Origin of the sequence: Natrinema saccharevitans (genome assembly GCF_001953745.1) — an archaeon.
Lineage (GTDB): Archaea > Halobacteriota > Halobacteria > Halobacteriales > Natrialbaceae > Natrinema > Natrinema saccharevitans.
Window position 1 is genome coordinate 848,154 of record NZ_LWLN01000001.1, and the last position, 11,868, is coordinate 860,021.

Annotated in this window: 12 protein-coding genes and 1 pseudogene; 9 read left to right on the forward strand and 4 right to left on the reverse strand. The window is 64.4% G+C overall.

Translation table 11 applies throughout. From position 1 onward, the window contains the following. Positions 1-27 precede the first annotated feature (27 nt). A pseudogene (locus tag A6E15_RS04395) lies at positions 28-300 on the reverse strand (DUF5789 family protein); the annotation flags it as partial. Positions 301-487: 187 nt separating this feature from the next. Between A6E15_RS04395 and A6E15_RS04400 the strand changes: the two are divergent. The 5 genes from A6E15_RS04400 (at position 488) to A6E15_RS04420 (ending at position 4,071) form a co-directional block, all read left to right on the forward strand. Beyond that, a complete protein-coding gene (locus tag A6E15_RS04400) occupies positions 488-682 on the forward strand; it encodes a hypothetical protein (RefSeq protein ID WP_076144061.1) in 195 nt (64 codons plus the stop codon). 186 nt (positions 683-868) lie between these two features. Then, on the forward strand, positions 869-1,771 hold the full coding sequence (locus tag A6E15_RS04405) for a 5-oxoprolinase subunit B family protein (protein ID WP_076144063.1): 903 nt from the start codon (positions 869-871) through the stop codon (positions 1,769-1,771). Then, entirely contained in the window at positions 1,768-2,742 is a 975-nt protein-coding gene (locus A6E15_RS04410) for a 5-oxoprolinase subunit C family protein (RefSeq protein WP_076144066.1), read from the forward strand. The genes A6E15_RS04405 and A6E15_RS04410 overlap by 4 nt, the downstream gene beginning before the upstream one ends. Before the next feature lie 81 nt (positions 2,743-2,823). Continuing rightward, positions 2,824-3,066, forward strand: coding sequence for an acetyl-CoA carboxylase (locus A6E15_RS04415; RefSeq protein ID WP_076144068.1), 243 nt, complete (start codon positions 2,824-2,826; stop codon positions 3,064-3,066). Between the two features lie 243 nt (positions 3,067-3,309). After that, a complete protein-coding gene (locus tag A6E15_RS04420; RefSeq protein WP_076144069.1) occupies positions 3,310-4,071 on the forward strand; it encodes a LamB/YcsF family protein in 762 nt (253 codons plus the stop codon). Positions 4,072-4,078: 7 nt separating this feature from the next. On the opposite strand, the gene A6E15_RS04425 is transcribed toward A6E15_RS04420, so the two are convergent. Both A6E15_RS04425 and A6E15_RS04430 read right to left on the reverse strand, forming a co-directional pair. Beyond that, a complete protein-coding gene (locus A6E15_RS04425; protein ID WP_076144072.1) occupies positions 4,079-5,422 on the reverse strand; it encodes an acetyl-CoA carboxylase biotin carboxylase subunit in 1,344 nt (447 codons plus the stop codon). A 161-nt stretch (positions 5,423-5,583) separates the two neighbouring features. Further along, the gene (locus tag A6E15_RS04430) at positions 5,584-6,918 is read right to left on the reverse strand and encodes an aspartate aminotransferase family protein (protein WP_076144075.1); all 1,335 of its coding nucleotides are present in this window, start codon (positions 6,916-6,918) and stop codon (positions 5,584-5,586) included. A 167-nt stretch (positions 6,919-7,085) separates the two neighbouring features. Here A6E15_RS04430 and A6E15_RS04435 point away from each other — a divergent pair, with 167 nt between their 5' ends. After that, a complete protein-coding gene (locus A6E15_RS04435) occupies positions 7,086-7,577 on the forward strand; it encodes an Lrp/AsnC family transcriptional regulator (RefSeq protein ID WP_076144078.1) in 492 nt (163 codons plus the stop codon). A 19-nt stretch (positions 7,578-7,596) separates the two neighbouring features. Here the strand turns inward: A6E15_RS04435 and A6E15_RS04440 are convergent, their stop codons facing one another. Continuing rightward, a complete protein-coding gene (locus tag A6E15_RS04440; protein WP_076144080.1) occupies positions 7,597-8,994 on the reverse strand; it encodes an APC family permease in 1,398 nt (465 codons plus the stop codon). 405 nt (positions 8,995-9,399) lie between these two features. On the opposite strand from A6E15_RS04440, the gene A6E15_RS04445 reads away from it, so the two are divergent. The 3 genes from A6E15_RS04445 (at position 9,400) to A6E15_RS04455 (ending at position 11,868) form a co-directional block, all read left to right on the forward strand. Further along, on the forward strand, positions 9,400-10,362 hold the full coding sequence (locus A6E15_RS04445; protein WP_076144083.1) for a PGF-CTERM sorting domain-containing protein: 963 nt from the start codon (positions 9,400-9,402) through the stop codon (positions 10,360-10,362). 461 nt (positions 10,363-10,823) lie between these two features. Beyond that, positions 10,824-11,048, forward strand: coding sequence for a hypothetical protein (locus A6E15_RS04450; protein ID WP_076144085.1), 225 nt, complete (start codon positions 10,824-10,826; stop codon positions 11,046-11,048). A gap of 499 nt (positions 11,049-11,547) precedes the next feature. Next, the gene (locus tag A6E15_RS04455; protein WP_076144088.1) at positions 11,548-11,868 is read left to right on the forward strand and encodes a hypothetical protein; all 321 of its coding nucleotides are present in this window, start codon (positions 11,548-11,550) and stop codon (positions 11,866-11,868) included.

Below are 11,868 nucleotides of genomic sequence, written 5' to 3' on the forward strand. Positions count from 1 at the left end.
TCAGCGCCGGGCGCCGACTGTCGGTCACTCGCCGTCGGCCGCCTCCCGGACCTCCTCCGGCGAGTCGAACCGCTCGCCGGCCAGTCGATCGAAGGCGCTGCCTAACGATTCCGTCTCGTTGGGCATGTCGATCGGCTCGGTGGCGTACTCCGTCGCCAACTCCTCGCCGGTGACCGGATACTCGAGGTCGCCGAGGTCGCGTTCGACTTCCTCGAGGATCGATTCGGTGTGGTCGACCCGTTCGGCTTTCCGTGCTTCCGCGCTGTCCTGTGCCCGGTCGCGGTTCGGTCCGTCGCTCATGGCTCGAGCAATCCCGACCCGACCGAAAAGCGGCGGGCCGACGATGGCGTGGCGGAGGTTGTGATCGAGTCATATTCTTCGCGCGGCCGTATTGCGTTGTTACTAAGATGACAACAGAGTTGTTGTCACTCGCGTCCTCACACTGGATACTTGACCGGGGGTAGCCACGTCGCGGTGCGCCGCGCCGATGGACGAAACGGAAGACAACCGGCGAACGATCGCCGCCTGCAAAGAGTGTGGAGCACTCTACGCGGCGCTCGAACTGGGCGCGGGCAAGCTCCACCCGATCGGTCGCCAGGACGGCTGTCAGTGTGGATGTACCGAGTTCACCAGTGTCGACGGCTCGCTCGCTGGGCTTTCCCGCGGGGAGGGCGACGACTGAGCGCGACGACTCGGCGGATGTTCCCGATCGGGTACTCGCCGGTCGCGAGCCTGCCGTCGAACCGCCGATCCGTCGGACCCCGTTCTACTATTATTTCAGGTTCGAACTAAATTCGACATATCTGTACAATGTGGGCTCGAGACCAATACCTATTCATAGCTGAACTCTGAATTGTCATCGCAAGGCATGGACGACGAACGTATTACACCCGTAGAACTTCCCGAACCGAGATACGAGTACGGGGGAGACGACCACGTGTTCGTCGAACTCGCGGAGGAAATGAGCTTCACGGCCAATTTCAAGGCCATGGCGATCACCCAACAGGTCGCCGATCGAGACATCGAGGGGGTCGTGGAGAACTGTCCGGCCAACGCGTCCTACATGCTTCGCATCGATCCGGACGTCATCCGGCCGGACGATCTGATCGACGAACTGAAAGCGATCGAGGCGGAGACCGACATCGAGAACTACGAGTGGGAGACGCGGGTCATCGACGTCCCGGTCCTGTTCGAGGACCCGTGGACCCACGAGACGCTCATGGAGTTTCGCGACCGCCATCAGGACCCGGACTCGACGGACCTCGAGTACTCTGCTCAGCTCAACGGGTTCGACGACGTCGACTCGTTCATCGACGCGTTCGTCGGCGCACCGCATATGGTGACGATGGTCGGGTTCGTTCCGGGACTCCCGTGGTGTTTCCAGATGGTGCCGCGCAGTCAACAGCTGGAAGTGCCCAAATACGTCGAACCGCGGACCGACACGCCCGGACGCGCGGTCGGTTTCGGTGGCGCGTTCTCGGTCATCTACCCGGTTCAGGGGGCCGGCGGCTACCAGCTGTTCGGTCGCACGCCGGTCGAAGTGCTGGACACCGACCGGACGCTGCCCGACTTCCGCGATTCGATGGTGTTCCCGAACCCAGGTGACATCTTGAACTACAGACGGATCGATCGGGCGGAGTACGACGAAATCCGCGAGGCCGTCGAAGACGGGACCTACGAGTTCGAGTACGAGACGGTGACCTTCTCGCCCGACGAGTTCTTCGAGTCGCCACGCGAATACAACGCCCGGCTCGTGGAGGGGGAAGCATGATCGAGATCGAAGAGGGCGGTATCGCGACGACGATACAAGATCTCGGACGCACCGGCCACTACCACATCGGAATGCCGCCGTCGGGCGCGATGGACCGGTACGCACACACGGTCGCCAACTACCTCGTCGGAAACGACGCCGACGCCGCGACCGTCGAGATGACCTATCAGGGCATCACGGCGACGTTCCGAGAGGACGCCGTGATCGCGATCACCGGCGCGGACATGTCGCCGAGAGTCAACGGCGATCCGATCGAGACGTGGCGGTCCGTCGCCGTCGAGGCCGGCGACGAACTCGCCCTCTCGTTCGCGACCGAAGGGGCGCGGGCGTATCTCGCCGTCGCCGGCGGTATCGACGTACCGAAGGTGATGGGCAGCGGGTCGACGTACACGCTCGTCGGCATCGGTGGCCACGAGGGTCGCGCCCTCGAGGCGGGCGACGAACTGTCGATCGGCGAGTCCAACGACGGCGACGAACTGGTCGGAACGCGAGTCGGCGACGAGTACGTCCCCACGTACGCGGACGAGGAGACCGTCCGGATCGTCCTCGGACTGACCGACTACCGGCTGACCGAGGCGGCGAAGGAGACGCTTTGCAACGCCGAATGGACGGTCTCGTCGGAGGCCGATCGCGTCGGCTACCGGCTCGAGGGACCGGACCTCGAGTTCGAGGAGCGCGAACAGCCGTTCGGTGCCGGGACCGATCCGTCGAACGTCGTCGATCTCGGCTACCCAATCGGCTCGATCCAGGTACCGAACCAGCCGATCGTCCTGATGCAGGACGCGGTCACTGGCGGAGGCTACGCGACCGTCGGGACGGTCATCAGCGCCGACCGCGGACTGCTCGCACAGCGACAGACCCACGATTCGGTGTACTTCGAGGCCGTCGACGTCGACGACGCACACGCCGCCCGCGAGGAGCGCAACGAACGCCTCGAAGCCGTTCGCGCGGCGATCGATGGCGGGATCTGACATTCAACTCTCTCGAGTTGACTGAAACAGAGAACAGAACAAAGGATATATTCGGTACTGAATACAATACGGACGCACACCATGTCCGACAAGACCACGATTACGTCACCGATGCCGGGCGTCTTCTACCGCCGTCCCGATCCCGATGACCCGCCGTTCGTCGAGCCGGGAGACGAGGTCGAGGAGGGCGAGACGGTCGGACTCGTCGAAGTCATGAAGAACTTCCACGATATCGAGGCCGACAGTTCGGGGACCGTCGGCGAGTTCCTCGTCGAGGACGAGGCCGAGATCGAGGCCGACCAGCCGCTCGTCGAGGTCGAGTAACCGTCCTCGCGGCGTCGCCACAGCGACCGAACCGCCGTCGGCCGACTCCGATCGCGGACTCGAGCCGAGATGGCTCGCCTGTCGAACCCGCGCTTTCGCTCAGATATATCACCTTCGAGCAATACCGCCTTCTTCACACCTATATTTCATCACCGATTCAGAAGTCGGACAGCGTCCGAATTTTTCCGATTCTGTAGACGGGGCGACGGAAGATATATGCGAAATCCTGCTATAATTACGCCCGTGACGACGATAGACATCAACTGCGATATGGGAGAGAGTTTCGGGAACTGGCAGATGGGGCGGGACGAGGAAGTCATGCCCTATATCACGTCAGCGAACATCGCAGGGGGGTTCCACGCCGGCGACCCCCACGTCATGCGCGAGACGGTCTCGCTCGCCGCCGAACACGACGTGGCGATCGGCGTCCATCCGGGACTCCCCGACAGGATGGGGTTCGGCCGGCGGAAGATCGATGCCAGTCCCGAAGCGGTTCGGGACTACGTCGTGTATCAACTCGGTGCGCTCACCGCGTTCGCGCGCCGCCACGGTGCCGCGGTGCAACACGTCAAGCCCCACGGCGCGATGTATTCGATGCTCTCGGAGAGCCCGGAACACGCCCGCGCCGCCATGGAGGGGATGCTCGAGGTCGACGACGACCTGATCTACCTCGCGACCGATATGAACATCTACGAGGTCGCACAGGAGGTCGACGGGCTCCGGGCCGTCTTCGAGGGGTACGTCGACTTGGATTACCGGGCCGACCGCTCGCTCATCGTCGAACGGGAACTCGCGGACCGCGATCCCGAACTCGTGGCCGACCGATTCGTCTCGATCGCGACGGACGGCGTCGTCGAGGCGGCCAACGGGGAAGAGATCGCCGTCCCCGCCGACAGTATCTGTATCCACGGCGACAATCCGAACGCCGTCGCGATCCTCGAGGCGATCCACGAGCGAGTCGGCGAACACGGGATCGAACTCGAGTCGCTGTCGGCGATCGCGTAACGACCGGCTACTCGCCCACGAGTTCCCGATCCACGTACTTGGTCGTGTGATCGTTCGCCAGGAACCCCTCGTCTTCGAGCAACTCGCGGTGGAACGGAACCGTCGTCGGGACGCCCTCGATGGCCGTTTCGTCGAGCGCGCGCTTGCCGCGAGCGATCACCTCCGCTCTGTCTCGCCCGGTGACGATCAGTTTGCCGAACATCGAGTCGTAGAACGGCGCGATCGAATCGCCCTCGTCGACGCCGTCGTCGACGCGGACGCCGATCCCTCGGGGCGGTTCGTACGTCGAGAGCGTCCCCGGGAGCGGCGTGAAATCGTTGTCCGGATCCTCGGCGTTGAGTCGGAACTCCATGGCGGCACCTCGCGGTTCGATCTCGTCTTGGGAAAATGGGAGTTCCTCGCCGGCCGCGACCCGGAGCTGCCACTTCACCAGATCGATTCCAGTGAGTTCCTCCGTCACGGTGTGTTCGACCTGGATCCGAGCGTTGACCTCGATGAAGTAGAAGTCGCCGTCTTCGTAGAGGAACTCGACCGTCCCGGCGTTGACGTAGTCCGCTGCCGCCGCGCCGCGACGGGCCGCCGCACAGATCGCGTCGCGGGTCTCGTCGTCCAGCACGGGGGAGGGCGACTCCTCGACGAGTTTCTGCTGGCGGCGCTGAACGGTGCAGTCCCGTTCGCCGAAATGGCGGACGTTCCCGTGTTCGTCGCCCATGATCTGGACCTCGATGTGACGCGGCCCCTCGAGGAAGCGCTCGAGATAGACGTTGGGATTGTCGAAGTACGCGTCCCCTTCTCGGATCGCTTCCTGTAGCTTCGATTCGATCTGTGACGGCTCGTGAACGATTTTGAGCCCGCGGCCGCCGCCACCGCCGTCGGCCTTGATCGCGACCGGGTACCCGTGTTCGTCCGCGAACGCTTCGACCGCCTCCGGCGACGTGATCGGCTCGGTCGTCCCCGGAACGATGGGAACGTCGGCCTCGGCCATGATCTTGCGCGCTTTGGTCTTCTCGCCGAAGTCGGCCATCACGTCGCTCGGCGGCCCGATCCACTCGAACTCGCTTTCCTCGACGGCGGCCGCGAACGACTCGTTCTCCGCGAGGAACCCGTATCCAGGATGGATCGCGTCGGCGTCGGCCGCCCGTGCGGCCTCGAGCAACGCGTCCTGGTCCAAGTAGCTCTCCTTCGCCTTCGAGGGACCGATATGGTAGGCCTCGTCAGCCAGTCGGACGTGTTTCGCGTCCTCGTCCGCATCGCTGTAGACGGCGACCGAGTCGATTCCGAGATCCGCACACGCCTGCGCGATTCGAACGGCGATCTCCTCGCGGTTCGCGATCAGGACCTTTTCGAACACAATATGGGACGAGACTCGCTATTAAATGATAAATCTAACCTTACTCGGATTCTCGGATGTCGTTCATAATTGGGACGGTCCGCGGCCGCGTTCGACCAGTCGGCTCGTTCCGCGACGCGACCCGGCCGGACGCAGACGGTCTATCGCGAGTACGACCCGTATCAGGCGACCGTCTCGAGCGCGGCCCTGAGTTCGTCGACGGCGTACTGAAGCTGCTCGCGCGAGATGGAAAGCGGCGGCTGGAAGCGCATGACGTTCTTGTAGTAGCCGCCGACCCCCATCACGACGTTCGATTCGTCGCGGAGGTAGTCGCTGACGGCCGACGCCAGCTCGGGGTCCGGCTTCGGGGCGACGTTCTGTGGCCCCGTCGTCCCCGGCTCGACGAGTTCGACGCCCCACATCAGTCCGAGCCCGCGGGTCTGACCGACGACCTCGTACTCGCCCTCGAGCGCGCCGAGTTCGTCGGCGAGCCACCGGCCCTGCTCGCGGGCGTCGTCGACGATCCCGTCCTGCAGTTCGTCGATCGTCGCCAGCGCGGCGGCGCAGGCGACCGGGTTGCCGCCGAACGTCGAGAGGTGGTCGCCGGACTCGAAGGCGTCAGCGATCTCCGCGGGGGCGGTAAAGGCCCCGAGCGGCAGCCCGTTCGCGATCCCCTTGGCCTGGGTCAGGATGTCCGGTTCGACGTCGAAGTGGCTGCTCGCGAACAGCTCGCCCGTCCGGCCGTAGCCGGTCTGGACCTCGTCGACGATCAGCAACGCCCCGTGGTCGTGGGCGACTTCCTGGACTCGTTCGAGCCAGCCCTCCGGCGGGACGACGATTCCGGCTTCGCCCATGACCGGTTCGACGACGATCGCCGCCAGGTCGCCGCTCGTATGCGATCCGATGACACGCTCGAGTTCGTCGGCGCAGTCGGCGTCGCACTCCCCGCCGTCACAGCGCGGGCACCGGTAGCCGTAGGGTGGTGCGGTGTGGGCGACGTCGTTGAGCGTCGGGGCCATCCCCTGCTTGTAGGACTTGTTGCCCGTCAGCGCGAGACTGCCAAGCGTCCGGCCGTGAAACCCCATTTCGAGGGCGATGACCTCCTTCGACCCGGTGTACTTCCGTGCGAGTTTGACCGCGCCCTCGACCGACTCCGTCCCGGAGTTACAGAAGAACGTCTTCTCGAGGTCGCCCGGCGTCACCTCCGCGATCCGCTCGGCGAGGTCGGCGACCGGCTCGTTGGGATGGACGTACGAACAGCCGTGGACGAACTCCTCGAGCTGGGCTTTGGCGGCGTCGACGACGGCCTCGTTCCCGTGGCCGACGTTCGTCACTGCGATCCCCGCGAAGACGTCGAGGTACTCGTTGCCCTCGACGTCCTCGAGCGTACAGCCCGAGGCCCGTTTGACGGGGATATCGAGCGATTTCCAGATCGGCATCATGTGGTCGTCGTAGCTCGAGACGACGGCCGCGTTCGAGTCCCGACCGTCGGACGGCTCGAATTTCTGCTCGGACATACCACATATCTCTAGACCCAGTCCTAATAAATTATAGCTACTAGAACACAGTTCGCGCCCTCGGCCGAGCGGCTGACGGCTCGGTCGGTCGTACTGTATCCGACTTTCGTCCTGAGGCGGGCCCGGTATTCGAATGTTGTTTATCGGCGTGGGCGAATACCCGTGCCATGGACGAGCGAAACGTTCGTATCCTCCAGGCCGTGGCGGAACTCGGGACGGGGAGTCCCGACGAGATCTCGGAGTACACGGACATTCCGAAATCGACCGTCCACTACCGGCTCACGAAGCTCAAGGAAGACGGCGTCGTGAGCAACGACCTCTTGGACGTCGACCTCGAGGCGTTGGGACTGGAGATCACGGTCGTCACGGAGGTCATCGCCGAGTACGACGAACAGTATCACGAGGACGTCGGGGAGCAACTCGCCGCCATCGAGGGGGTCAATCAGGTGTATTTCACGATGGGCGATACCGATTTCATCGTCATCGCGCATCTGGCGGACCGGGAGATGGTCCACCGTCTCATCAGCGATTACGAGGCGATCGACGAGGTCGTTCGCACGAGTTCGCAGTTCGTGGTCGAAACGGTCAAGGACGAACCGCATCCGCTGAACGACTTCGAACTCGAGACGGTAGTCGAGTCGATCGCGGACGAGGACTGACGCCGCCGGTCTCGCGCGTTTACTCGAGTTCGCTCGGCTCCAGATCGGCCAGTTCGATCTCCGAGTCCGTCGAGGAGATTCCATACAGCACGACGCCGAGGAGCGCCCAGCAGAGGACGATCGCCCACTCGTAGGGCCAGACGAGCGCCGACGGCCCGCCCGGAAGATAGAGGCCGATGAAGCCGAGCGTCAGGACCAGCCCCGCGGCCCCGAACGCGTATCCGAACGGGAGCTTCAGCGGGCGGTTCAGGCCGGGCTCTCGGTAGCGGAGAACGAGGAACGAGACGACGACGAGGAACCAGGCGACGACGAGGCCGAGCCCGCTCGCGTTGACGATCCAGACCAGCATCTGTTCGCCGAACAGCGGCGCGAAGATCGAGAGCCCGCCGATGAGGACGATCGCGGTCGAGGGCGTGTTGTACTCGGGGTGGAGCGCGTTGATCCGTCGCGGAATCATCCCCGAATCGGCGAGCGCGAAGACGGCGCGACTGGCCCCCAGCAGGAAGGAGTTCCAGCTCGTGAGGATGCCCGCGATGCCAGCAAGCGCCATGATACGGCCGATCAGCTGACTGCTGAAGATCGTTTCCATGGCCGCGGCGGCCGGCAGCGGGCTCTCGACGAGTTCGACGCCGGGCATGGCCTGCCCGGACGCCCAGATCACGCCGATGTAAAACAGCGCGGCAAGCGAGACTGCCGCCGGAATGAGAAGTCCGATGACGCGGGGCGGGACGTCGGCTTCCTCGGCGGACTGGGGAATGACGTCGAAGCCGACGAACATGAACGGCGTCATGATCGCGACCGTGGCGACGCCGGCCGTCCCGACGTCCGACAGCGGCGGGTTCGGCTGGGTCTGTCCGTTGAACAGGGCCCCGATGACGAGCATGACACCCGCGAGGCCGATGACGAGCGTTAGCAGCGTCTGGAACTGTGCCGCGGGTTTCACGCCGCGGTAGTTGAGCCCCGTCATCACGATCGCGCCGATCCCGCCGACGAGGATCCAGGACGCGTACACCGGCTCCCCGGCGACCGTCCAGAGTTCGAGGACGTTGAATCCGGGCACGATAAACGCCATCGCGGACGGCAGCGCCACGACCTCGAAAACGACGACACCGACGTAGCCGAGGACGAGCGACCACGTACACACGAACGACCAGAGCGGGCCGAGCGCGCGGAAACTGTACACGTGTTCGCCGCCGACGAACGGCATCGCGGACGTGAGTTCACCGTATATCAGTCCGACGACGCATACCATGATCGCGCCCACGACGAAGCCGAGTACCGATCCGGCCACGCCCGCTTCGTCGATCCAGAACCCGGTCTGGATGATCCATCCCCAGCCGATCATCGCGCCGAACGCGAGGACGAAGAGGTCTTTTTTCGTCAGGATCCGCTCGAAGTCACTGTCGTTTCCTGCCATACCACTCAGTGCCAAATGATGGGTGTTAAGTCTAACCATTCAAAAGCGACCAGGATAATATTCCATATAATCACTACATATTGGACAATGCACAACTCTCACCGATCGTACCGGCAATCGAAGCCGACGGACCGACGGACCGGCCGTCGTCTCGCCACCGGAGTCGTGGCCGGGCGGATCGAGCGTCGAAGGGACGGCAGTAGGTGTCGGCTTCGACGGCCACCGTTACTCAAACGACCGCCTACTCCGCGTAACCACCTGCTACCGCTCGAGTAGCAAACTCATATATAGGATAGCCGATCCGGTATCGCAGGTCGATGACACGTACGATAGAACGACAGTCATCGACGCTGATCGATCGCCTGCTCGATTCCCGGCGAGTCGAACCCGGAGAGGTGTATAATCATGGCTGAAGTACGCGGCTCGAGCGGTCCGGAGCGGTGGCAAACACTTCTCGCGGTCGGGCTCGGACTGGCCGTGATCGGCAGCCTCGTCGCGGCGGGTGCCGGGACGGTCGCCGCGCAAGCCGATCCGGACGACAACGGGACCGTTTCGGAGGCGGCATACGTCGACCCCGCACCAGAGAAGGGAGACCCCTACTACGAAGCGGCGGCCGACGACGGCAGCTGGGTCAGTTACGAGAACCCGCGCGACGAGTACCGGAGTCCCTATCTCGGCGACGGCTCCGGAAAGATCTGCGTCTCGCTGGTCAACGAAAACGGCGACCCGGTCATCGGCGAGTCGGTGCCGAACACGTCCGTGACCGTCCCGACCGGCGGCGCGACGACGTGGCACTCCGACGCCGATCCGATGACCGTCCAGTTCCCCATGGACGACCACCACGAGTTCCCGCTCGACGGCGATCAGTTCGGCACCAGTCCGGACGTCGCACAGGGCGACGGCTATATGGACTCCCACTGTCTCGAGTTCCACGGGAACCCCGAAGACGCGACCCTCACCTACGGCGAAGCCGAAATCAGCGGCGAACACGCCGATCGAATCGATGTCGCTGGCTATATCCAACAGGAACCAGCAGGCGACGGCTGGGACACCGATATCGATCCGATCGCCGCCGCGGAGCCCTACGAAGAGGCGGGCGGCGGCTGGACCTACGACGCGGCCGAGAACTCGACCCACGGTCAGGCCGTCGTCGTCCTGCAGCTCGACGCCCCCGCCGACGAGCGGTTCGACCCCGACGGCTCGAACGGCCCGTCGAACGCGTCCGACCCGGCATCGGCCGGCGAAAACGATGATGACGACGAAAACGCCGAGAGCGGCGACCAGATGCCCGGCTTCGGCGTCGTCGGTGCGCTCGTCGCGCTGTCCGTCGCCGTCCTCGCTCGCCGTCGCGGCTATAGTAGCCGCTGAACGTCATTGCACACCTGATCGCACGACGGCGCTGCGATCAGTGTGTGAATCGTTGCAGCGGCTACTATAAGACGGGCGGGCACCGGGACGCGTCGCTACCGGACTCGCGGAGACGAAAGACAGGGAACGGCTACCGGATGTAGCCGGGAACCATGGAGCTCCGTTGTGTGATGACGGGGTGACGATCGAGTGGGTGACCCCACCGACAGACTGTCGTACTCCCGTCTACCCGACGATTGGTTCGAACCACAATAATTCTGCTGGCCAACGCGTCGAGAACGATGCGAAAACCGCCGGTAGAATCCCCCACACGGAAGATATGGGTTCTCATATCACACCTGTCGAACGCCCGATCGCGACGGGCTGGCGGCCCCGTGATACAGTCGGTCTCGAGCGACGTTCGCACCGGCCGGCCGCCGGAATCAATTAGGTTTTGACCGTCGACGCGAGACACCCGAGAAATGACGACCCCGAACGATTCGGACGATGCCCCCCGCGTTCCCATCGTCTGCCCCGACTGCGAGACCACCTCTCGCGTCCCGCTCTCGGACGTGGCCGACGCGATCGAACGACACAACGACCAGCTTCACGACGGCGATGCCGTCGCGGAAGTCGACCCGGAAATCGCCGATCGGATCGCGGACTTGGTCGCGGACGAACTCGGACTGCTCGAGAACGCGGAGTGACCGCCGACTGGCCCGTCAGCGGCCAACGAGCCCGCGGACCTGTCGACGAGCGAGTCCGACGAGCCCTCGCGTTTCCGCGCGGTGACGCGTCCCTCCTCGTCGGGCGCTTCGTCGAGTCGAACGTCGGGTCGTTTCGAGTCCATCCCCCGAACACGGCGACCGGTGGCACAGTCGTTTCCCCTGTAAGCTCACCCCGCCGCGCCGACGACCGGCGGCGCCCCGTCCGGATAGCCGCACCGATACGACCGGTCGTGAAAGTCCGCTCGCTTCCGGCTCGAGCAGTTATATTTCGGGTTTCCGTACCGTTAGTTCAGTGGGACGGCTTATGCTGGTCTCCTCGACTGGGTCCGCTGTCTGCCACGCCAGAACGCGACGGTCGACGAAGGGAGACGGTCCACCGAGACGGCCGACGGACCGCGGTCGTAGCGCCGGCGCGTCGGATCGGCGTCGACGACCGATACGCAAACATACTCCCGAACGGGACCCGTCACGTACGCTCATGGACGACGCAACCCCCGACGACGCGAACGTCGACGGATCGGACGAGGCCGAGCCGGACGAGCCGGAAACCGACGCCGAGTGGATGGACCCCGCCGACGAACGGATCCTCGAGTACATGCAGGCCGAAGACGTGTTCGAACCGAACCAGTTCGACGAGGCGGGGATCTGTCCGGCGGACTTCGCCGCCTATCGCTGCCGGGAACTGACCAAGTACGGACTCATGACGCGCTACATGCCCGGCGTCTACGAAGTCAGCGACGCGGGCGAGCGGTACCTCGCGGGCGACCTCGACCCCAGCGAACTCGAGCCCGACGAGTAG

Excerpts from the sequence above, each read along its gene's own strand:
- A6E15_RS04400 (WP_076144061.1), top strand. The coding sequence starts at position 488 with ATGGACGAAACGGAAGACAACCGGCGAACGATCGCCGCCTGCAAAGAG.
- A6E15_RS04405 (WP_076144063.1), top strand. The coding sequence starts at position 869 with ATGGACGACGAACGTATTACACCCGTAGAACTTCCCGAACCGAGATAC.
- A6E15_RS04410 (WP_076144066.1), top strand. The coding sequence starts at position 1,768 with ATGATCGAGATCGAAGAGGGCGGTATCGCGACGACGATACAAGATCTC.
- A6E15_RS04415 (WP_076144068.1), top strand. The coding sequence starts at position 2,824 with ATGTCCGACAAGACCACGATTACGTCACCGATGCCGGGCGTCTTCTAC.
- A6E15_RS04430 (WP_076144075.1), bottom strand. The coding sequence starts at position 6,918 with ATGTCCGAGCAGAAATTCGAGCCGTCCGACGGTCGGGACTCGAACGCG.
- A6E15_RS04435 (WP_076144078.1), top strand. The coding sequence starts at position 7,086 with ATGGACGAGCGAAACGTTCGTATCCTCCAGGCCGTGGCGGAACTCGGG.
- A6E15_RS04440 (WP_076144080.1), bottom strand. The coding sequence starts at position 8,994 with ATGGCAGGAAACGACAGTGACTTCGAGCGGATCCTGACGAAAAAAGAC.
- A6E15_RS04445 (WP_076144083.1), top strand. The coding sequence starts at position 9,400 with ATGGCTGAAGTACGCGGCTCGAGCGGTCCGGAGCGGTGGCAAACACTT.
- A6E15_RS04450 (WP_076144085.1), top strand. The coding sequence starts at position 10,824 with ATGACGACCCCGAACGATTCGGACGATGCCCCCCGCGTTCCCATCGTC.
- A6E15_RS04455 (WP_076144088.1), top strand. The coding sequence starts at position 11,548 with ATGGACGACGCAACCCCCGACGACGCGAACGTCGACGGATCGGACGAG.